We start from the raw sequence: 22055 nt of genomic DNA, 5'->3' as shown, positions 1-22055 counted from the left end.
TGGGTCAGGAATTTTCCTGTAGTACGAGGTCGTCAAACAATACATACGAATCGGATTTTGTCCAAAGCCCTATGCCGCCGGAAGAAAACGTATCGTCTAAAACTTCAATTACCATTGCATTTTCGAAAAAGCAGCGTATCTTTTTCCCGTCATAAACAACTTTTAACAAATGCCACTCGTTTGAAGATACGGGCATATTTTTTTCGCCAAGCAGTTTTTGCTGTCCATTTGACACTTTATATAAATGCACATTGTTTTTCAATGCATTGGCGCTTAACACATAATAGTTTTGATTATCCTTATACCTGAAGACCAGTCCTGCAGCCTGGTCTATCTCTCCGCCTTCAGCGCGAAATTTTACATATACCATGGCGTCTTTGTAGTCGATATACTCAACCATCAGCAAAGGGAAACGCTTAGCAGTTTTATCCGTTTTTGTCTGTACAACGACATTGTCTGAAGAAGGTGAGTGCTGCACTTTCAGTACCCTCCATTGTCCCTTTTTACCGCTGCCGGTATGGGCTTCAAAAAATCCCTTAGGCGTGTTGGATAACTCGTCGTTGTCAAAATAATACTCTTTCCTTTCTCCCAATATTTCGGCGACAGTCACCTTTTGACCCTGCTGTGCAAAAGCGCCGCTGGTTATTAAAAAATTCATACAAACAAAAATAATTAGCGCATATTTTTTCATAACAAACTCCATATGTTAAAAAAATAAAAAAAATAAAAAATAAACTTTTTAGATTTACGAAGTACGATTTGCGATTTGGGGTTTTAAATCGTACCTCGTAAATCGTAATTCGTAAATCATATTCAGTGGAATATCCCTAATTGTTTTTCAAGGGTCTCCACCATTATGAAATACTTTTCATGCAGTCCGTTACTGATATATTTCTCCTCAACCGCATTTAACCGTCCTATCAGAGCTAACTGGTCATCGTGAGATAGTAGCGTATCTATCCACGGGAAAAGAGCCTTTTCCTCCGTTTGGAGGTGTTTTTTTACATATTTGATATATCCGTAACCAGCTTTTTTGATAGTCTTTCTCGCCTTTTTGCCTAAAGATATTCCTTTCACTGCATCTGATAAAGCCCTTTTCCGGTCTCTTGCCGATATATGCTCCATTAATAGCCGTCCCAGAAAATCTTTCTTTTCCATACCTCCTTGTATATTTTTGACAAAGGGAAAAAGTATTTCGTTTTCTTTTTCAATATGGCAAATATCAAAAAAATAACTCATAACCTCTATACTCTTTTCAAATGTTTCTTTGCTGACGGAATCAACGTCGTCTTCCATGAGCATTATTGCCTTCTCAAGTGTTATTAATACCCTTTTCTGCAGCGCAAAATCAGTTCTCAGCAATTCCGTGGCAAACGCATGAGACCCTTCATAGTTTTTAAAACTATCAGAGGTTCTGCGTTCCTTGTTGGCACAGGAAAAAACTGGCAGGCAAAGAATAATGGTAAAGAGGATACAATATTTTTTCATGTATGTGTTTCTATTTTAATGTATAAGAAATTCAAAATTTTGTAGAGACGCATTGCAAAAGAACAAAGTCGCTGCCAAATGCGGCCTGATTTAACGTTCATATTTAGGAATTGCAGTATTTTCAGTTATGCAATGAACAAACCCACCCCTAACCCCTCCCAAGAGGGGACTTATCAAATTCCCCTCTTGGGAGGGGTTAGGGGTGGGTAAAAATGAATGCCGTTGGATAAACACAGCCTATTTTAACAATGCCCTTGCAATACGTATATCATCAGGCGTAGTGATTTTTATATTTTCATCAGAGCCGGGAACAATATAGACGGGGTGGCCTGCCTCCTCCACCATTTGGGCGTCATCGGTGAATTCTCTACCGGTATGTTGAAATTGGCGAAAGACGTTCATAATCAACGTTTTTTCAAACCCCTGGGGGGTCTGTGCCATCCATAGCTTGTTCCTGGGAATAGTCCTCTTTATTGATAAATCGTCATTTACTTCTTTTACTGTTGCTTTCATTGGCGCGGCAAGGATTGCAGCTTTATGTTCCCTTGTCTTGTAAATCACCGCTTCTATATGTTCTTTTTTTACAAGCGGCCGTACCAGATCATGGATAAGCACTATTTCCGCATCCGCTTCGACATTGCACAAACCGTTAAACACGCTGTCCTGTCTCCTTTTTCCTCCCGGAACGATTTTTTTTATATTGTATGCATCCAGCGAATCCCGCCACGTATCCAGAACAACATTTATCTCCGGTTCTCCGACAATCAGAATAATTTCGCTAATCAGGCTGCATTGGGAAAACCGGTCTATTGTATGAAGGAATACCGGTTTATCGTTGATCTGAATGAAAGGTTTTTTCACATCACCTCCCATACGTAACCCAAGTCCGGCGCCAACCAGGATGCCAGATACTTTCACTTTACCCACCCGAAATATTTTTTTTAAGTTCCGCAGCAATATCTTCCAATGACTGAGATATGATCTTTACGTCTGATAAGACCGGCATAAAATTCGTATCGCCGTTCCATCTTGGCACTATATGCAAATGTATATGGCCTGGCAACCCCGCGCCTGCTGATTTTCCCAGGTTAATGCCTATATTAAAACCATCTGGTTTCATAAGCGATGAAAGGTGTTTTTGCATCTTACCCGTCATCTTCATTATCTCCAGTAATTCACTATCGGCAAGTTCGGTGATATCTGCCACATGCCTGTTTGGGACAACCATGAGGTGTCCGTTGTTATAGGGATATTTATTCAAAATGCAAAAACATTGCTCGCCGCGGCATACGATATGTTTTTCCTCTTCCGAACTGCCGTTGTACGCTTCGCATAAAAAACATGCCTCTTTTTCAGACGCGTTCTTAATATACGTCACACGCCATGGCGCCCATATATTTTTCATCATTCAAAAACCCTTTATTTTAACGTTTACCTTATCAGTAATTTCTTTGCCGTTTTTTGGCAAAATATTTAATTGTAAAATCTGAAATATGTTCTGAATTAGTCATTGTTAAGTTTGTGATTAATTTTTTAATCTGTGCAATCTGTGTAATCTGTGGTTCCTTTTTCGTATTTCGTATTTCTTATCTCGTGCTTGTTTGGTTCCGGCTATGCCAGCTTAGGAATTTTCGATATTTTGTAGAGACGCATTGCATGCGTCTGGAAACTGCTATGCGTAATGAAAATGTTTACAAAACAAAGAGACGCATGCAATGCGTCTCTACATTAACATTATCAAACAGATGCAGTGGCGAAGCGCCGGAAAAGGCTCATTAGCCCATTGCACAACAACCACAACCTCCGCCCGCCTTGTTTCCTGCGGGGGCAGGATTGCCATTGCCTGTCCCTGAGGCGCCGAAAACGGAAAATATTTTTTCAACTTGTTCGCTTCGGCAGGAAGGGCAAAACAGCGTTTTTTGTTCAGAGGCGCTTTTAAAATATTCCTCAAATGTTATGTTGCATTTGTTGCATTTAAATTCATATACGGGCATATAGCTTTCTCCATCATTAAGGTAAATAAGAAACAGGGTTAACAGGTGTATCTTTTACATATATTTTAAAGTGAATTTCTTTTGTGCTGCTTTCCTTCGTGAGGGGGTCAAAAGTGGCAATTGTCTGCCCTTGTCCAACATAGTTTCCTTCCCCGACAACTGGTATACAATGGGCGCCATATAAAGTTCTTACTTCCCCATCATGTTTGATTACGACCACATAAAAATTATTGTCCGAACCGGAAACCGCTTCTACCGTTCCTTTTTTTGCCGCAACGATTTCTTGTCCTGGATGGGTTTGTATACTTATACCCATAAACTTTCTGCCGTTTCTTGTTTGGTTAAAATGCGATACGATATCCCCTTTTACGGGCCAGATAAAACCTTTTGAAGAAACGCGGTTTTGAGACGGCATGGCGCTTACTGTTGGGTTGCTATATGACTTATAGGAAAGATTGTTCGAGGGAATAGTAATTTTCTGTCCTATCTTTAAATCCCGTATATCTTTTATTTGATTTGCCGCCACAATTGACTCGACCGACACGCCGTAATTTTTTGAAATACGCCACAACGTGTCCCCTTTCATAATCGTATAGGTAGTCATCGCCTTTTGTGGTTCTTCAGAAGCCACCGGCTTTTCTTTAAGCAAGGGAATTTCCGTTTTCTCTTGTTGAGTGGCGCACCCACCCAGAAAAAACAATGCATACACGGCTGAGAGAAAGATGATATAAATGTTACGTAAATAACTTTTTATGCTATTCATATTAAGGCAACATACTGGTCATTAGTCATTGGTTAACTTCGCGGGTTCAGGTTTGTAACCTGAACCAAACGTTTTATACTTTCAATCCCGCCTTCTATTGGCATAACGATTGACAAATAAATTCCAGATGCCAAACAGGGATTTTGTGATTTGGGCATTGGAATTTTATCGCAGTACATGGCTCCATTATCCATATAAACTCATGGGTCCAGGTTGCAAACCAATGTCATTAAGTTAAGGATATTTGATCAAAAACAACCCCCTTTATCCCCCTTTTCTAAGGGGGACTTTTGCGGCCGGTCGCTTAACTTAATGACATTGGTTTGCAAACCCGAACCCGCCAGGAGTCCTTAGTCCTTCGTTAACTGCCGATTGCCGAAGATTGTAGACTGTAGGATTGCCTACTGCTTAAGGCACTATTTTGTAATGGCATCTTTTCGAACAATGGGTTTTTTCTTTTTATCTGTTGATATTTTCCTGTGCTGATAATCAAAATCGGCTAACCGGTGTTCACTGTTTGGGAAATTATCACCGAGATAAGACTGGCGCGCGACCGGATTATTTAATATTTCCTGTGTTGTGCCTTTTGCAACAACCTCGCCTTCGCTGATGATATATGAATGAGAGGTAATGCTCAGCGCCTCCCGGACATTGTGGTCGGTAATAAGGATGCCGATTCCCTTATCTCTGAGTTTTAAAACGATTTCCTGCACCTCATTTACCGCAATAGGATCCACACCGGTGAAGGGTTCGTCCAGCAAAATCATGGAAGGAGAGCTTGCAAGCGCCCGCGCAATTTCAAGACGCCTTCTTTCTCCGCCGGAAAGGGTAAATGCCTTATGTTTTGAAAGCGATTTCAAATTGAATTCGGCAAGCAGATCGACAAGTAATTTGTATTTTTCATGAGAATTGTATCTATGGGTTTCCAGGATAGCCAGAATGTTTTCTTCCACCGTTAAACGCTGGAAAACAGACGGTTCCTGGCATAAGTATCCCATGCCTTTACGCGCCCGTAAATATATCGGCATATGGGTAACGTCTTCATCTTGAAAAATTACCCTTCCGCTATCCGGTCGAATAATTCCAATAACCATATTGAAAGAGGTGCTTTTCCCTGCCCCGTTTTGACCAAGCAATCCGACTATTTCGCCTCTGTTTATTTCGAAACTGACATTGTTTACAACAGTGCGTTTACCGAAAGATTTTGTTAACCCTTCTGTTCGGAGTAAGTTCATATTTATTTAATAAAGTTGATGTTTTCTAATGGCCAGAATACAAAAAATGCCTTCCCTACAACATTCTTTTCTGGAACAAACTTCCACACGCGGCTATCGTTACTGTTCCTGCTATTGTCCCCTAATACAAAATAATCTTTTTCCTTCAGTTGAATTGGCTGGAAAGTGCCATAGGTATCTCCCGAAAGGCTTGTATAGTAAATGTCGTGATATATTTGAATATTATCATACTTCACCTTTGCGTTCGTTCCGCCAAAACGCACCCTGCTTGAGTCAAATGGGCGGAACGCGGGGATACTCCCGTTATCATAGTCGAATGAAAATACATTAACGTCATTTACCTTAAGTGATACGATATGATCTACATTGGAAAATTCTATCTTATGTGTCTGGTCGGCGGTTAAATGAAAATCTTTTTCCACTACAACATTATTTGACCTCGAAAGAGTACACTTGTTTGTGATATCTTCGATGGGAATACTGGCGGAAAAGACCTCTTCATTTTTTTCAAGAACAAATTCCAATCGATGCGAGCCTTTTGCCGGAGTAACGTCAAGGCTTATTTTGACGTCTCCCATTTCATTCTCTCCGGAACGGTTATTGTAACCGTTTTGGTCGGATATTTGTTGTCCAAAAGTAACCAGTGAAGTCCCGGAATTATCTTTATTCAGATTATTCAATGACAGTGATTTCTCACTGACATTCCAAAATTCATTGTCTATTATCCAGGTAGGGACCACTTCCTCATGTATGGTGTAATTACCGTTATAAACAGGCATCCATAACGCATTCTGTGCTTTTTCAGGTTTTCTTTGTATTTTGTCGTTTATATAAATATCACCATTTACGATCTGCAGCTTTTCACCCGGCAATCCAATCAGCCGTTTAATATAATTCTTCTTCTTTTTTGAAAATTTTGTAGAACCGCACCGCGGACAGGATAAACTGTCACGCCATTTTACATCAGGTATCAGAACCGAACAGCTTTTACATTTTATATCATAGAACGGATAGACAAAGACCATGACGTCCCAGCGTTTCGGTTTGGTAAATGTATACCAGAATTTATTTACCAGTATTCTGTTGCCGCCATGCGTAACCCGGTTTGACAAGTCCTTCCATGCTATTTTTGTTTGGCAAGCGGAGCATGTGCCTTTTCTCCATAGCCAGGGGGGCCAGTTATATCGGATCTTGCCATTGCATGCAGTGCAGTAAAGAGAGGTATTTATTTCAAATTGGCAATTGGGGCAGGTAGCGGTCTCGCTTTGGCGGTCGGCATAGAAACTCCAGTTGCAGTTAGGGCAACTGACGTCCTTATGCACGCCCAACAGAGTAGGCGCCATCGATCCTGTCGGAATTTTAAATGCTTCTACTACAAAATAACGGATAGCGAATGCTAATGCCACCGCTATAGCTATTGATTCTATATTTTCGCGTAACTTATGTTTGCGCTTTTTCTTTTTTTCCGGTAAATCTGTCTTTTTAGTGTTTTCCTTATTTTTGAACACAAACCACCCTTTTTTATTCATCATCATCAATCGACAGTACGGACAAGAATGCTTTCTGGGGTATTTCCACGTTTCCCACCGATTTCATACGTTTTTTCCCTTCTTTCTGTTTTTCCAGAAGTTTCCTTTTTCTCGTAATATCTCCGCCGTAACATTTGGCCGTAACATTTTTAGCAATAGGTTTAATGGTCTCCCTGGCAATTACCCTGCTCCCGATAGCCGCCTGCAAAACCACTTCAAACAGGTGTCTGGAAATCTCTTTTTTTAACTTCTTCACCTGTTTTCTTCCTCTGACCTCTGCATCCTTTTTGTGTACTATGGTTGAAAGGGCGTCTACCCTTTTCCCGCCAACGAGGATATCTAATTTTACAAGGTCGGTAGGTTCGTATCCTATTAAATCGTAATCCAATGTTCCATAGCCTCTTGATGCCGATTTCATTTTATCAAAGAAATCAAAAATGATTTCCGCTAAGGGCAATTCGTATACAAGAATCGCACGTTTTTCGCTTAAATATTCAGTGCTTTTGTATCTGCCCCTTCTTGCTTCAGCAAGTTGCATGATAGCTCCTAAATATTCTGTAGGCAAGACAAAACTGGCACGCACCATTGGTTCCCGAAATTCTTCTATTTCATTTACAGGTGGAACACTTTCGGGATTATCGACTCTGATTACTTCTTTGTTTGTTTTTAAAATTTCATATGTTACGTTAGGCGCCGTCTGTACTATATTGATATGGCTTTCCCGTTCCAGACGTTCCTGCACTATATCCATATGTAAAAGCCCGAGAAATCCGCACCGGAAGCCGAATCCCAACGCCTGGGAAGTTTCAGGGATAAAACTGAAAGAAGAATCGTTCAGGCTTAAACGTTCCAGCGCCTCACGAAGCACTTTAAAATCGGCATTGTCCACAGGATAGATGCCGCAATAGACCATTGGTATTGGCTGCCGGTAGCCGGTTAATGGTTTTTCCGCTTTTTCCTTGTTTAAGGTGACAGTATCGCCTACTTTAACATCGCGAATGGACTTGATATTGGCGATGCAATATCCTACTTCACCGGTAAAAAGTCCGTTTTTGGGCGTCATTTTTGGTTTAAAGACGCCGACCTCTTCCACCTTAAACGAACGCCGTGTTTTTATCATGAATATTTCATCGCCCACTTTTAACGATCCGTCAAAGACACGCAGGTAAATAATGACGCCCCTGTACGCATCATACTCCGAATCGAAAATTAACGCCCGCAGCGGCCCATTGGGATCGCCTTTTGGCGGTGGGATATATTTAATAATAGCGTCAAAAATCTGATCAACGCCTTCTCCGCTCTTTGCGCTCACCATTAACGCCTCTTCAGCGCTAATGCCCAGGGTCTTTTCCATTTCGGCTAATACCTCATAAGGGCGTGACGACGGCAAATCAATTTTACTTACCACGGGGATAATTACCAGATCATGCTCCATTGCAAGGTAGGCATTGGCGACAGTCTGCGCCTCCACACCTTGCGAGGCGTCCACCAGCAGCAAAGCCCCTTCACAGGAACCCAGACTCCTCGATACTTCATAGCTAAAATCAACATGGCCCGGGGTATCGATGAGGTTTAAATTATACTCTGTTTCCCCGCGCCTGAGCGTCAATGCCACCGCACTTGCCTTTATGGTAATGCCGCGTTCGCGTTCTAAATCCATATCATCAAGCATCTGATTCCGGAATTCTCTCGTCGATATAGCCTGCGTCCTTTCCAGAAGGCGGTCTGCCAGGGTTGACTTTCCGTGATCGATATGTGCAATTATGCAGAAATTTCTAATTCTTTCAGTAGACATCCGGCAGCTCCTATTATTCCCGCATCAGTACCAAGTTGTGAAAATAGTATTTTCGTATCCTTATATGATGCCTTTAAAACCCTTTCTTCTATTGTCCGTTTAACCGGACGCATTAACAATTCTCCGGAACCAATCAGGCCCCCTGACAATACAACAGCCCCGGGATTCAATATGTGTATGATATTAACGATAGCAATGCCGAGATAGCGCCCCGTTTCTTCAATAATACTCAACGATGCACCATCTCCCTGTACGGCAGCTTCATTGATCCTCTTAGCGGTAATTTCCTCATCCTTTTTTAATAATGAAGCCTTGCCGCTTTCCAATAACTCCCTGAATCGTCTTACCATGCCAGGCGCGGATGCATACACCTCAATACATCCATAATTGCCGCAATTACACAGAGGGCCGTCTGCTTGTATCGACATATGGCCTATTTCTCCGGCCGTATTATTTATTCCCCGCCACAACTTATTATCCAGTATAATACCGCCACCGATTCCCGTACCCAGCGTTAACATTACCAATGAACTGACGTCTTTCCCGGCCCCTACCCATTTTTCTCCCCAGGCGGCTGCATTTGCATCATTTTCCAGGATACAGGGCAAGCCAAATGTATCGGATATAATTCTTTTAATGGGAATATCACGCCATTTGGATAAATTAGGTGAAAACAAAATAGTCTCGCCTTTTTTATCAATCAGTCCCGGAGAACCAAGCCCTATACCAAGAATATCGGGTTTCTCAATGCGGGCACTTTTTATTATTCCGGCGATAAGTTCACATATTTGGTGAGAAATTATCTGTGATTCAGCATGGGCGTTCGTTTTTATTGAAAACTGATGCAAAATGTTGCCATCCCGCCCAACAATGCCGGCTTTTAAATTAGTGCCGCCCAAGTCCACGCCGATGATATATTTGCACAAATCCAGCACCTTTATTGGTAAACCCCTGCTTACGATTTAAAAAAAATCATTTTATAAATAATTTTATGAAATGGTAAATGGTAACAAAAGTATTGCGGCAAATCAAGGCATATAAAGCTATCAGGCTGAAACGTAATAGGACGCAACACCATGCATCATGCGGGGTTAAAAGTGCCTGGCGGTGCGGATAAAAGCTTCATTTTGCCGGGAAATAACTGTAGATTGCCGAATGCTCCAATCCCCAATCCCCAATCCCCAATCTGCAATTTGCCGATTGCCGATTGCCGACTGTAGATTGCCAACTGCCGACTGTATCTGGAGAATTTCATTGTCCGTTTCACAAGAATCATATAAAGTTTTAATCTGCAAACAATGCACGTAGGGGCGAAGCATTTGCCCGTTTGGGTATGAATGCATTTATGACAAGCTATAGCAAATGCTTCGCCCCTACACTATTCAGAATTCAGAACAACTATTCGAGGTAAGGCAATATGGAGCCATATTATTTTGCAATTATTACCGCTATTCTCTGGGGTACCGTTGCTTTTTTGGAAAAGGTAGGGCTTTCTTCGGTTGAACCTATGACGGCTTATATAGTGCGAAGTTCGGGCGTATTCATTGGCGTTATTATTATTGTGTTGTTTACTTCAAATCTGTCAGCCGTCGGGAGGATGGGAATCAAGTCCATTTGCTGCCTTGTGCTTGCAGGTCTTTTGGCGGGTTTTATAGCACAGGTGATATTTTTTAAGGCAATTAAAACTGGGGAAATTTCAAAAGTTGTTCCTATTACCAGCAGCGCCCCATTGTTTACCTTTCTTTTTGGTTGTATTTTTTTGGGAGAGGAAGTTACCTTTTCCAAAGTTATGGGTATGTTGTTAATTTTAGGGGGGCTGATGTTGCTTCGCTAGAAAGCGCCCTTATAGTTTTTTTATTGAAAGAAGCATATTCAATAAGTAAAATCCTGCGCGTGAGAAAAGCAGCTATTTTTGATATCGACGGAACAATAATTAAGGGTATTTCCTCCGAAAGGGTTTTATTTTATTATCTTCTGGAAAAGAAGGTAATAAATTTCAGGAGTCTGTTGCGTTTTGCCGCAGCTTTTCTCCGGAAAGGTCTCAGTTTAAAAGGGCTGTCTGTCAGAAAGAATAAATACTATCTAAGGGATAATGATTATGAAGACATTATTGGCAATATAGAAGAATGTTTTCATAAGCGAATATTGCCTTATATCTCGGAATATGCGTTACAGGAAATAAAGAGACTGAAAAATGAAGGATATCTGATCATTTTATTATCGGGCACGCTGAGTCCAATGGTAGAATGCTTTACAAAAGTTTGCAATGCCGATATTGGGATAGGTACTAAACTTGCCGTTGATAATGAAGGCAGGATTACCGGTGAGATTGACGGCATACATTCTTACTGCGGCGGGAAGGTTAAGATTATTGAACGCCTTGTTTCAGAATATAGTTTGGATCTTTCGTCTTCCTATGGTTTTGGCAATGCATATGTGGATGTAAAATTTTTGCGGATGGTGGGATACCCGGTAGCGGTAAACGCAAGCCCTATGCTTTGGTTGTATGCCAGTGCAAATAAGTGGAAAATGGTTACTTTTTAAGGGGATAGCAAATGAATATATACAATATTATGAAAGATAGACGGAGTGTGCGTTCTTATAAGAAAGAGTCTGTTCCTGAAGAAAAACTGGGACTAATACTGGAGGCGGCAAGAAATGCGCCAAGCGCCGCCAACCGCCAACCGGTATGTTTCTTTGTGATTAGGGATGAGAATGTGAAAAAACAACTGAAAGAAGCGTATAACGAAGAATGGTTTTCCACCGCCCCTGTGATCATTGGCGTATGCAGTATTCCGGAAGTAGCGTGGAAACGAGGTGACGGAAAAAATTATGCGGATATAGACGCCGCAATAGCGATGGACCATCTCATCCTTGCCGCCACTGAAGAAGGACTGGCTACTTGCTGGGTTGCCGCTTTTAAGGTATCTGTCGTAAAGTCAGTCCTTCATCTTCCGCCCGGCATTGAACCTGTTGCGTTGACGCCGCTCGGTTATCCTGAAATTATGCCTGACCCTACGCATCGTAAATCGCTGAAAGAATTGGTAAAATATATATGATGTATAAGAATTTCAATGTTTTTGTATAGACGCACGGCCGTGCGTCTATACAGGAGGGGATTGACAGGTGGGTAAAAATGAATGCCGTTGGGTTTTTGTATTTTAAAATTTTCAAATTATTGGTGTGCAAATTTTAAAAACCTGATTTGTTGTAACACTTTAGTCTTTTGAAAAATTCCAATAATAGCTTAGTTAAAATATACCCTATCATGTTTCCCGTAAAATATTTTTCATTCAAAAATATTAAGTGAATTTATTATTATTTTCTCTAAAAATATCGCAATTTTGATAGTTTTTCGCGCAATAATTAACCGCTGATTCCACACTCATACTGTCCATTTTAATGCAATGGCAATTAGCGGTTGGCGGGTTTTTTATTAAAGGGCACACATGGCTCCGCGCTACATGACCACTTGCATTGAATTCCATTTTAGTATTTTCCTGTAAAATTGTTTGCGCTAAAATACGTAAAAATCTAACCAAATTCGTTTAGTTATTTGATGGGTCTGTTCCGCCTGCCTGTAGGCAGATAGGTTTCACCCATCCTACAATTCCTAAAAAACAAGTAACGAAATTCATCTTTTTAGCCGGTGGAGTAAATTACAAATCGCAAATTCCAATCAATAAATTATACGTTGCTATCAGACAGTGCGTGCATCAGGGGATTTTGATAGTTCCTCTTAATAAAGGGGGAAACAGGGGGTTGTTTAGGCCTCTATCTATAACTTACGTGAACTGTTACAAAAATTCCAATAATGGCGATGTTTGCCCCTACTAAGCATACTATCGAATGGATGTTCACACCTATTCAAAAAAATGTCGTAAAAGCCTTATATTTATTGGCTTTTAAGCCTAAAAGAAAGTTTTTTTCTCGTGACCGCCCTATAATCCCGGCAACTTTATCTGCAACGTCTCTAAATTAAAGGGTCAGATCGGATTTGTGATACTTATATTGCCTGATACTTCTCTGTCATCTCCGTAATAAATAAGCATTTGACATTAACGGCACGTTCTTTTTACAATAGCATATGTTTTTTATGTTTTGTAAATACTGTGATACCTTGTATTTACCATTTTCACCCAACTGTAATGACTATTTAATGCCTGTCAGTGAAGAAAAACAGAAAAAAGGGCAAACAATGAAGTACAGTATTCGGATTACAAATGATTTTTAGTGTAATTTAAGGAACTATTATGGATAATTCATATTTCTTTTTCAGATTCAATTGCTCAGGAGGCATTATTTCTATGGTAAAATCTATGTTTCCCCCTTTCCAGGGTTGTGAAATAGCTACTGCCGGATTTATACAAAGATTTGTTTCCCATTTATTATTGTATAAAACTAAAAGCATCTTTATTATCGCCAGTTTATTTTTGGTTTTTGCATTCCATTCGTTGTCAGATGCAAAAAGTAAAGAAATTTTGGGCCGGGTAGAGAAGGTTCTTATTTTCCCCGGGAACATTGTTTTAAAAGCAAAAGTAGATACCGGCGCCAAAACCTGTTCCATAAATGCCCCTGTTTATGCCTTATTTGAAAGGGATGGTGAAAAATGGGTGAAATTTGAATTGATAAATGAAAAAGGAGAAAAGTTGAATATTGAGGAAAAGGTCATACGCACCGCAACGGTAAAGCGTATAGGAATGCCGTCCGAAAAACGCCCCGTTATTAAACTTGGCATTTGCATAGGGGATATTTACAAGGAGGTTGAAGTAAGTCTTTCAAACAGGACGCGGTTTATGTATCAGATACTTATAGGGAGAAATTTTCTGCTAAACGATTTTTTCATAGATGTATCCTCCTCCTATTCCAAAGAACCAAAGTGCAAGAGTGTTTCCGGCGATGAATAGAACACATTTTTACTTTTTTATCTTCAGCCTCTTCCTCATAAGCTGTGGTTTATTTGCCTATAAATATTTTGTATTTGGTTTTCCGATAGCCCCGGAGGAAAAGTCTAATGTTTGGAATATTGAAGTCCATATTTCCTTTGATGCACAGAATGAACCGGTAAAGGTTGTATTATTTTTGCCTGGTTATTCAAGAAACTTTATTATTTCATCTGAAAATTTTGTTTCCAGGTCTTATGGTATAACCACTTCTACCGACAACATTAACCGGAGCGCCACATGGGCTATTCATGAGGCAAATAAGCGCCAGGTGCTTCTCTACCGCATCCAGGTGAATAAAGTAAAAGTAAGAAATCCTCCGGATAGCACCCCTTTTTTTGAATGGGAAGTCCCTGAATTTTTGGAACCCAATCGGTCCGCTGCCAACGCCCTTCTTGCTGAAATTCTGAGAAAATCAGCAGATACTGATTCTTTTGTGATGAAATTATTCAAGCTTCTGAATGCCCAACCGCCAGATGAGAACGTTGCGATTCTTTTGGACAAAGAAGCTTCTGTGGACAAAAAGGCAGAATTAGCGGTTCAATTGCTTGCTCTTGCAGGCATTCCTGCCAGGGTAGTAAATGGCATTAAAGTAGCAACCAGAACAAACGATGCAAAAATAGAAAGGTGCATAGAAGTGTATAGTGGCGGGAAGTGGACGAGTTACGATCCGGTTTCAGGAACGTCATTAATTTCCGGGAATTACCTGGCCTGGTGGAGAGGAACAAAACCATTGGTACAGTTAACCGGCGGGAAAAATCTGAAAACAAATATTTCGGTAGGCCTTCAGGAAGAGGATGCTATAAATGCCGCTATAAAAAGGGCAGAAACAATAAACCCGCATTTATTAAATTTTTCTTTATTCAGCCTGCCGCTCCATTTTCAGGCAGTTTATCATCTGTTGCTACTCATTCCTATTGGCGTTTTATTTTTGGTTATCCTGCGAAACATCATCGGTATTGAAACATTTGGTACTTTTATGCCCGTTCTTATCGCCCTGTCTTTCAGGGAAACACATTTAATTTCAGGTATTATATTATTCAGCATACTGGTTGCGCTTGGAATGGTTGCACGTTTGTATCTTGAGAATTTCAGGCTCCTGATGGTATCCCGTCTCGCATCCTTACTTATTATCATCATTATATTCATAGGGATATTCGATATTTTATTCTATAAACTTAATATTGAGATAGGACTCTCCATCTCAATATTTCCAATAGTCATACTCACTATGACGATAGAACGAATGACCATTACATGGGAAGAACGGGGATCCAGAACCGCCTTGCAACAATGTGTGGGAAGTTTAATAGCTGCTTCCATTGTATACTTTTTTATGTTTAATAAATATAGCAGACACTTAATATTCGTATATCCCGAGCTGCTTTTGCAGATACTGGCAATCACCATGCTTTTGGGCAGGTATAAAGGGTACAGGTTTGTTGAGTTATTCCGTTTTAAGGAGTTTAATAAGATAAAACAATGATTCCAAAACTCATAAAACAATTGCATAAATTAGGAATTGTTGGAATTAATCGCCGTAATATCGATTATATCTCAAAGTATAATAAGCGGTGCTTGTACCCGCTTGTGGATGACAAATTACTTACCAAGAAGCTTGCAATACAGGCGGGCATTAACGTCCCCGAATTGTATGCCGTTGTAACGGTAAACCATCAAGCCCGGGATATTCACGCTATTCTCAAAAAATATTCCACATTCGTTGTTAAACCTGCCCATGGCAGCGGTGGAAATGGAATAATCGTTGTCGCCGGCCATTCTAAAAAAGGATATCGAACCTTAGGCAGGACGATCATGAGTGAAGAGTCTCTTGAAAATCATATTTTAGAGATTCTAAGTGGCGTATTCAGTATAGGAGGGCATGCCGATAGTGCGCTCGTTGAATATACGGTGCAACTTGACCCCTTTTTCAGAGATCTTACCTATCAGGGACTGCCTGATATTCGCATTATTGTTTTTCTTGGAGTGCCGGTTATGTCAATGATGCGGCTGCCAACACATTTATCGAATGGCAAGGCGAATTTGCATCAGGGTGCAATAGGAGTTGGTATTGATATAGCAACAGGTATCACCACTACAGGGGTATGGTTTAATGATATTATTACGGAACATCCTGATACGGGCATAGAAATAACCGGCATAAAGATCCCAAACTGGGAAAATTTATTGTACTTAGCCGCACGATGTTATCAACTCACCGGTTTAGGTTATCAGGGAGTAGATATTGTTATTGACAAACACAAGGGGCCAATGCTGCTGGAATTGAATGCGCGTCCGGGTCTCAACATCCAAATCGCCAATTGCGCAGGATTATTGCCACGTCTGAAAATCGTTGAGCAACACTACAAAGAACTAAACACTTTGAAAGAAAGGGTTTCCTTCATACAAAAATATTTGTAATATTTCAGCGTCTTAATGGCACGAAGCGATTGCTTCGTTACGAGCGAAGTGGCGCTTTGCTCTACAAATAATTATTTGCCTGGTAGTATATCCCAAAGGAATACCATTAGCTTCCCACAATCCACAATCCACAGTCCACAATCTGCAATCTGCAATCTGCAATTTGCCTTTCATGCAAAATATTTATGGCGTCTACATTTAACACCGATTTTCACAGGCATGAAAACCATCATAAAAACATCCTAATCATGCCGTCCAGACAATTTCAATAGATTTTCCTCCAAGCCATGGAACAGCGAATGGAGTTTGTAATTTTTTTACTTCCATCAAAACCGGAGTATGTGCTCTTTTTCTTATTTTCACAAAAAACTTACCACCTCAATTTCAGATTGAAAAACATTACCAGTTCAGCTATTTTATTTTCTATCCGCCATCGTTTAGCGTAAACTTCCAATACCCTTTGCAATGACAGCTCTTTGTTATTGGTTAAAATAAATGTAGGGTTCTCCCGTCCGTGATCTTTCACCACTATTTGCCTGAAAATATTTTTACAATCTTTAAGCCCGACTTCGCTTTTATAAACGGAGACGTTTTTATACTTTCGCTTTGGAACCGGAATATAAACTTTTTTCCATACCTTCTTTGGAAGCGCCAATGTTTCCGTCACAAGGCCGGCATAACGTTTACGAAGCGTTATGAACTTTACCTTGTCATTTTTAAGATCGTCAAGGATATTGTAAGCCGTAAACTTGCAATTAAAAACAAGTGTTTCGCTAACATTGCCTTTTATATTTTTCCAGTAGCTAACAAATTTTTTAACTTCCTGCGACTCTTCGCGCCGTAGTATATCAGCTCTTGTATATAAAACTGCATTGCTTTTGCTATCAGACGCAATGATGGTATTAGCGCCTTTCATGGTCTTACCCTTAGACCCACACCGATTTACCCACTCAGTAGGGAGAAGACCCATACTTAAACTGATACAAAAAAAGTAATTGTAATAAGAATCCTTTGTCGGAAAATCATGTGAAGCAGCGGGAATATTTTTGTGGATTTACCTTGCGTAAAACGCTTTAATAATAATACCCCCACATAAAAATTTGGCTACAAGTCTGTTTTTGAAAATCCCAATAAGAACGATGTATGTGATACCGTGAAGGGTGAAGCATTTGAAATAGTTAAAAGAAGTCAAATGCTGCTCAAGGATTCAAATCCTTCGTCCCTGCTTTGTCAAAACATAAATTGTTACAAGATTCGTGACTGTTTCGCCGGCGGAAAAAAAGTAATAACACGTAGCAATTTGGTTTTTTGAAACCGTAGGGGCGAAGCATTTGCAATAACTGGCATACATGCGTTCATGCCCAAACATGCAAATGCTTCGCCCCTACACTGTGCGGCAAACATTGTTATTATTGGAATTTTTCAAAAAACCAAAGTATTACAATAACACACACCTTTAAAGGAATAGTATTCTCCATCATTAAGGAATCTATCGTATGGAACAAAATTTACAGAACCTGCTGAACCGAATACAAAAAGAAGGTATTGATAAGGCGGATAAAGAGGCAATGAGGATCATCTCAGACGCCCGGGAAAAAGCTGCCGGGATAGTAAAAGAAGCGGAAATGAAGGCAAAAGAAATGCTAGAAAAGGCGGAGCTTGACGCCAGGTCGTTTGCCGAGCATGGCGCCAAAACTATAGCACATGCGGGAAGAGATGTACTCATAACCGTAGGCAAAGGCATTGATACCCTGTTAAGAGAAATAGCCTTTCATTCCGTAGGCGAGGCGCTTTCTCCTGATACCCTTATTCATATGATGATAAAGCTGGCGTCTGCATATGCAGAAAAGGGGTTTGCGGAAGGCAGGATCAATATGCTGCTTAGTCCGGAAGATCAAAAAACGGTGGTGAAATTGTTTATGGAAAAATACCGGGAACAGTTTCAGGAAGGAATAGAGATACATGTTGATGATAAAATAATCAAAGGATTTAAAATGTCGATGAAATCTGACGCCGTATTTCACGATTTTACACAGGAAGCGATTGCTGATGCTATTTGTTACTTTCTAAAACCACACCTTGCCGGGATTATTCACCGCGTTGCAAATGACATTGTGAAGGAGGATTGAATGGCCTATTATTATCTGGTCGCAAGCCTTGTTCCGCTTACTTTAGAGGGCGATGTTTCATTCACCCCCAGGGAATTCTTTGGGTCATGCAAAAATATGCTTGCTTCTCAGGACAGGATGGACCTTGAATGCATTATAGACGGACGGCCAGAATCCGCACGGCATGCATTTGTCAGGAAATGGCTTTACGCTGAAAATCAGTTGAAAAATGCCCTTGCTGCGGCGCGATCTGCAAAATTAAATATCGATTCACATCAATTCCTGCGGGGAGATAAGAAGATTGACATACATGCTGCGAAGGTTGCTTCAGAGGCGCTCAGCAAACACAATCCCCTCGAGAAAGAACGTGCTTTGGACAAATATCGATGGAAACTCCTTGATGAGATGGCAAGGGCTGATTTTTTCGGCATGTCATCCATTTTTTCTTATGTGATTAAGCTGAAATTGATAATGAGGTGGAAATCATTGAATGATGAAAAGGGGCGTGAAGTGTTGGAAAAACTCATTGTGACTAACTCCGGGGAAATATGCTATGGGATGTAAATGCGGAAGCATTGAAAGCGCAAATTGCCACTGCGGAAGAATTGTAGGCATAAACGGCAATATGATAACCGTAGAATTTTATGGAATGGTAAGGCAGAATGAACTGGCTTACATTATGCTGGAAGATGCACGTCTGAAGGCGGAGGTTATACGGATAAGGGGCCGTTATGCCGACGTGCAGATACTTGAAGAACCGAGATGGCTGAAGGTAGGGGGGCATGTTGATTTTTCCGGAGAATTGCTGGCGGCAGAGCTGGGGCCCGGTTTGCTTACACAAATTTTTGACGGACTTCAAAATCCCCTTCCGGAACTTGCAAGAGAGTGTGGTTTCTTTTTAAAACGCGGGGTATACATGGACGCCATTCCGAGAGATAAAGAATGGGAATTTACGCCTGTCGCAAAAAAAGGAGATATGCTAAGGGCAGGCGACTCTATTGGCACTGTGCCTGAAGGGATTTTTTCTCACCGCATCATGGCGCCTTTTTCGCTCCGCGGCAGATATTGCGTTGAATGGGTCGCGAAGCATGGCTCATACCGGGTGGATGAGACAATAGCGGAGATAAAGGATAGTAAGGGGGCGATTGTAAAGGTGACCATGGTTCAGAAATGGCCGGTTAAAGTACCACTGAAATGTTACAGTGAACGGCTGATGCCTACGGAAACCCTTATGACGAAGATCAGAATTCTTGACACGTTTTTTCCTGTGGCAAAGGGGGGGACGTTTTGTGTTCCAGGTCCTTTTGGCGCGGGCAAAACAGTGTTGCAGCAGCTTATAAGCAGAAATGCGGATGTGGATATTGTTGTTGTCGCCGCATGCGGAGAAAGGGCTGGGGAAGTGGTGGAAACGCTCCGTGAGTTTCCGCAGATTACCGACCCACGGACAGGAAAAAGTCTTATGGAACGAACGGTGATTATTTGTAACACCAGTTCAATGCCTGTGGCGGCCCGCGAGGCTTCTGTATATACGGGGGTGACGCTGGCGGAATATTACCGGCAGATGGGATTGCACGTATTGCTGCTGGCGGATTCCACATCACGGTGGGCACAGGCGCTCCGGGAAGTATCGGGGCGTCTGGAAGAAATACCGGGCGATGAAGCATATCCCGCCTATCTTGAGTCTGTTATTGCCGCATTTTATGAACGCGCGGCGATAGTGAGACTGCATGACGGATCTGTGGGGTCTGTTACCATAGGCGGTACCGTCAGCCCCGCCGGAGGAAATTTTGATGAGCCGGTTACTCAGGCAACTCTTAAGGTAGTTGGCGCATTTCATGGGTTGTCAAGGGAACGTTCGGACGCGAGAAGGTATCCCTCCATTCATCCCCTTGAAAGCTGGAGCAAGTACAATGGTATTGTGCAGGCGGAATACCTGATGTTGGCGCAAAAAATTCTCCGGGACGGTAATGATATTGCGCAGATGATGAAAGTGGTTGGCGAAGAAGGAACGTCTATTGATGACTTTATCACTTATTTGAAAAGCGAATACCTTGACGCCGCCTACATGCAGCAAAATGCGTTTCATGCCGTGGACGGGACGTCTTCAGAAGAAAGGCAAAAATATACTTTTGGCAGAATTGTAAAAATACTTGGAGCAAAGTTGTCGTTTGACGGCAAAGATGCAGCGAGGGCTTTTTTCCAGGCGCTGACACAAAAAACAAGAGATTGGAATTATGCTGCCATGGAGTCTGGTGAATTTCAGGCGATTGAAACGGAATTGGAAAAAATGATCAGGGGGGTTGCGGAAAGTGCGAAGGATATACAATAAAATTGAACAAATTGTCGGGAACGTTATCACCGTTATTGCCGAAGACGTTTCCTATGGAGAACTGGCAAAAATAACAACAGCGGAAGGCAGTTCCCTTGCCCAGGTTATCAGGCTTGAAGGCGACAGGGTATCGCTGCAAGTCCTTGCAGGAACGAAGGGAATGTCCACAAACGCCGAGATTCGTTTTCTGGGGCATTCGATGAAAACGCCGTTTTCTAAATCCCTGCTCGGACGTATCTTTACCGGAAGCGGAGAACCCCGCGATAAGGGGCCGGCAATTACTGAAAATCTGATTGATATCGGCGGGCCTTCGGTAAACCCGGTTAAACGTATAATTCCGGAAAATATGATACAAACAGGCATCCCGATGATTGACGTCTTTAATACCCTTGTGGAATCGCAAAAACTCCCGATATTTTCCATTGCCGGGGAACCATACAATCCCCTCCTGGCGCGGATTGCGCTGCAGGCAAGGGTGGATATCATTATACTTGGAGGAATGGGGCTCAAACATGATGACTATCTTTTTTTCAGAGATATTCTGGAGAAAAGCGGAGCTATTACAAGGTCGATACTCTTTATTCATACGGCGGCTGACCCCACGGTTGAATGTATCCTTGTGCCGGATTTGTGCCTTGCGGTTGCAGAACAATTTGCCTTGCAGGGGAAACGGGTGCTGGTCTTGCTGACTGACATGACAAATTTTGCAGATTCTATTAAGGAAATCGCAAATACGATGGAACAGGTTCCTTCAAACCGGGGCTACCCCGGCGACCTGTATAGTCAACTTGCATCGCGATACGAGAAGGCGGTCGATTTCGAGGGCGCGGGGTCTATCACCATCCTTGCAGTGACAACAATGCCGGGCGACGATGTTACGCATCCGATACCGGACAATACCGGCTACATTACCGAAGGGCAATTTTATCTGAGGAACGGAAGGATAGAGCCTTTTGGTTCGCTGAGCCGCCTCAAACAACATGTTAATAACAAAACACGCGAAGACCATCGCGCCATTATGGACTCCATGATACAGATCTACGCCAGGTATAAGGAAAGTATCGAAAAACAGTCCATGGGATTCCGGATGAGCGCGTGGGACAACAAGTTGTTAAAATATGGCGAACGTTTCGAACGCGAAATGATGGATTTAAACGTCAATATCCCTTTGGAACAAGCCCTTAATCTTGGGTGGCAAATACTTGCCGATTGCTTTCAGCCTGCTGAAACGGGAATCACAACAAGGTTGATTGAAAAATTCTGGCCAGACGCCGCACGCATTGGCGCTTCATAATATTATCGCAACTTTTTAATAAGCTGAGGGTAACAACCCCCTTGTCTCCTTTATTAATGGAGAATACTATACAATCGGCAGTCGGCAATCGGCAAAATTGCAGGTTGCTGATTGAGGACTGAGGACTGAGGATTGAGGACTGCCGATTGAGGATTG

At 41.6% G+C, this 22055-nt stretch carries 21 protein-coding genes; 10 read left to right on the top strand and 11 right to left on the bottom strand.

Annotated features, from left to right (window positions below):
- Positions 1 to 4: 4 nt before the first annotated feature.
- From ABJL82_RS03530 to ABJL82_RS03485, 10 genes are all read right to left on the bottom strand, one after another.
- Positions 5 to 691 carry a family 16 glycoside hydrolase gene (locus tag ABJL82_RS03530; RefSeq protein WP_347273336.1) on the bottom strand — a complete coding sequence of 229 codons (687 nt, stop codon included), beginning with the start codon at positions 689 to 691 and terminating at the stop codon, positions 5 to 7.
- 122 nt (positions 692 to 813) lie between these two features.
- Positions 814 to 1488 (bottom strand): hemerythrin domain-containing protein, encoded by a 675-nt coding sequence (locus tag ABJL82_RS03525; protein WP_347273335.1) that lies wholly within the window; start codon positions 1486 to 1488, stop codon positions 814 to 816.
- Positions 1489 to 1725: 237 nt separating this feature from the next.
- A complete protein-coding gene (gene ispD, locus ABJL82_RS03520) occupies positions 1726 to 2406 on the bottom strand; it encodes a 2-C-methyl-D-erythritol 4-phosphate cytidylyltransferase (RefSeq protein ID WP_347273334.1) in 681 nt (226 codons plus the stop codon).
- Between the two features lies 1 nt (position 2407).
- Positions 2408 to 2896 (bottom strand): HIT domain-containing protein, encoded by a 489-nt coding sequence (locus tag ABJL82_RS03515; RefSeq protein WP_347273333.1) that lies wholly within the window; start codon positions 2894 to 2896, stop codon positions 2408 to 2410.
- A gap of 367 nt (positions 2897 to 3263) precedes the next feature.
- Complete coding sequence (locus ABJL82_RS03510; RefSeq protein WP_347273332.1) at positions 3264 to 3482, bottom strand: zinc ribbon domain-containing protein; 219 nt, start codon at positions 3480 to 3482, stop codon at positions 3264 to 3266.
- A 16-nt stretch (positions 3483 to 3498) separates the two neighbouring features.
- The gene (locus ABJL82_RS03505; RefSeq protein WP_347273331.1) at positions 3499 to 4245 is read right to left on the bottom strand and encodes a M23 family metallopeptidase; all 747 of its coding nucleotides are present in this window, start codon (positions 4243 to 4245) and stop codon (positions 3499 to 3501) included.
- A 416-nt stretch (positions 4246 to 4661) separates the two neighbouring features.
- On the bottom strand, positions 4662 to 5480 hold the full coding sequence (gene lptB, locus ABJL82_RS03500; protein ID WP_347273330.1) for an LPS export ABC transporter ATP-binding protein: 819 nt from the start codon (positions 5478 to 5480) through the stop codon (positions 4662 to 4664).
- A gap of 2 nt (positions 5481 to 5482) precedes the next feature.
- Entirely contained in the window at positions 5483 to 6988 is a 1506-nt protein-coding gene (locus ABJL82_RS03495; RefSeq protein ID WP_347273329.1) for a S26 family signal peptidase, read from the bottom strand.
- A gap of 13 nt (positions 6989 to 7001) precedes the next feature.
- On the bottom strand, positions 7002 to 8804 hold the full coding sequence (lepA, locus tag ABJL82_RS03490) for a translation elongation factor 4 (RefSeq protein WP_347273328.1): 1803 nt from the start codon (positions 8802 to 8804) through the stop codon (positions 7002 to 7004).
- A complete protein-coding gene (locus tag ABJL82_RS03485; protein WP_347273327.1) occupies positions 8771 to 9739 on the bottom strand; it encodes an ROK family glucokinase in 969 nt (322 codons plus the stop codon). The genes lepA and ABJL82_RS03485 overlap by 34 nt, the downstream gene beginning before the upstream one ends.
- A gap of 482 nt (positions 9740 to 10221) precedes the next feature.
- Between ABJL82_RS03485 and ABJL82_RS03480 the strand changes: the two genes are divergently transcribed.
- The 6 genes from ABJL82_RS03480 to ABJL82_RS03455 all read left to right on the top strand — a co-directional run bounded on the left by ABJL82_RS03480 (position 10222) and on the right by ABJL82_RS03455 (position 16168).
- Positions 10222 to 10638: an EamA family transporter gene (locus ABJL82_RS03480; RefSeq protein ID WP_347273326.1), complete on the top strand. Its 417-nt coding sequence runs from the start codon at positions 10222 to 10224 to the stop codon at positions 10636 to 10638.
- 23 nt (positions 10639 to 10661) lie between these two features.
- Entirely contained in the window at positions 10662 to 11348 is a 687-nt protein-coding gene (locus ABJL82_RS03475; RefSeq protein ID WP_347273325.1) for an HAD-IB family hydrolase, read from the top strand.
- A gap of 11 nt (positions 11349 to 11359) precedes the next feature.
- On the top strand, positions 11360 to 11863 hold the full coding sequence (locus ABJL82_RS03470; protein ID WP_347273324.1) for a nitroreductase family protein: 504 nt from the start codon (positions 11360 to 11362) through the stop codon (positions 11861 to 11863).
- A 1248-nt stretch (positions 11864 to 13111) separates the two neighbouring features.
- A complete protein-coding gene (locus ABJL82_RS03465) occupies positions 13112 to 13711 on the top strand; it encodes a RimK/LysX family protein (protein ID WP_347273323.1) in 600 nt (199 codons plus the stop codon).
- Positions 13704 to 15233, top strand: a complete 1530-nt coding sequence (locus tag ABJL82_RS03460; protein WP_347273322.1) for a UUP1 family membrane protein — start codon at positions 13704 to 13706, stop codon at positions 15231 to 15233. Before ABJL82_RS03465 ends, ABJL82_RS03460 begins: the two co-directional genes overlap by 8 nt.
- On the top strand, positions 15230 to 16168 hold the full coding sequence (locus tag ABJL82_RS03455; RefSeq protein WP_347273321.1) for an alpha-L-glutamate ligase-like protein: 939 nt from the start codon (positions 15230 to 15232) through the stop codon (positions 16166 to 16168). The genes ABJL82_RS03460 and ABJL82_RS03455 overlap by 4 nt, the downstream gene beginning before the upstream one ends.
- A gap of 370 nt (positions 16169 to 16538) precedes the next feature.
- Here the strand turns inward: ABJL82_RS03455 and ABJL82_RS03450 are convergent, their stop codons facing one another.
- A complete protein-coding gene (locus ABJL82_RS03450; RefSeq protein ID WP_347273320.1) occupies positions 16539 to 17084 on the bottom strand; it encodes a transposase in 546 nt (181 codons plus the stop codon).
- Positions 17085 to 17664: 580 nt separating this feature from the next.
- On the opposite strand from ABJL82_RS03450, the gene ABJL82_RS03445 reads away from it, so the two are divergent.
- The 4 genes from ABJL82_RS03445 to ABJL82_RS03430 are packed head-to-tail and all read left to right on the top strand — an operon-like array spanning position 17665 to position 21899.
- Positions 17665 to 18297, top strand: a complete 633-nt coding sequence (locus tag ABJL82_RS03445; RefSeq protein WP_347273319.1) for a hypothetical protein — start codon at positions 17665 to 17667, stop codon at positions 18295 to 18297.
- Positions 18298 to 18840: a DUF2764 family protein gene (locus tag ABJL82_RS03440; protein WP_347273318.1), complete on the top strand. Its 543-nt coding sequence runs from the start codon at positions 18298 to 18300 to the stop codon at positions 18838 to 18840.
- Positions 18830 to 20605: a V-type ATP synthase subunit A gene (locus tag ABJL82_RS03435; RefSeq protein ID WP_347273317.1), complete on the top strand. Its 1776-nt coding sequence runs from the start codon at positions 18830 to 18832 to the stop codon at positions 20603 to 20605. The genes ABJL82_RS03440 and ABJL82_RS03435 overlap by 11 nt, the downstream gene beginning before the upstream one ends.
- A complete protein-coding gene (locus tag ABJL82_RS03430) occupies positions 20586 to 21899 on the top strand; it encodes a V-type ATP synthase subunit B (RefSeq protein WP_347273316.1) in 1314 nt (437 codons plus the stop codon). The genes ABJL82_RS03435 and ABJL82_RS03430 overlap by 20 nt, the downstream gene beginning before the upstream one ends.
- The last annotated feature ends 156 nt before the right edge of the window (positions 21900 to 22055 follow it).

Origin of the sequence: Candidatus Kuenenia sp., from assembly GCF_039794105.1 — a bacterium.
GTDB lineage: Bacteria > Planctomycetota > Brocadiia > Brocadiales > Brocadiaceae > Kuenenia.
This window is presented reverse-complemented; position numbering and strand designations above follow the sequence as displayed.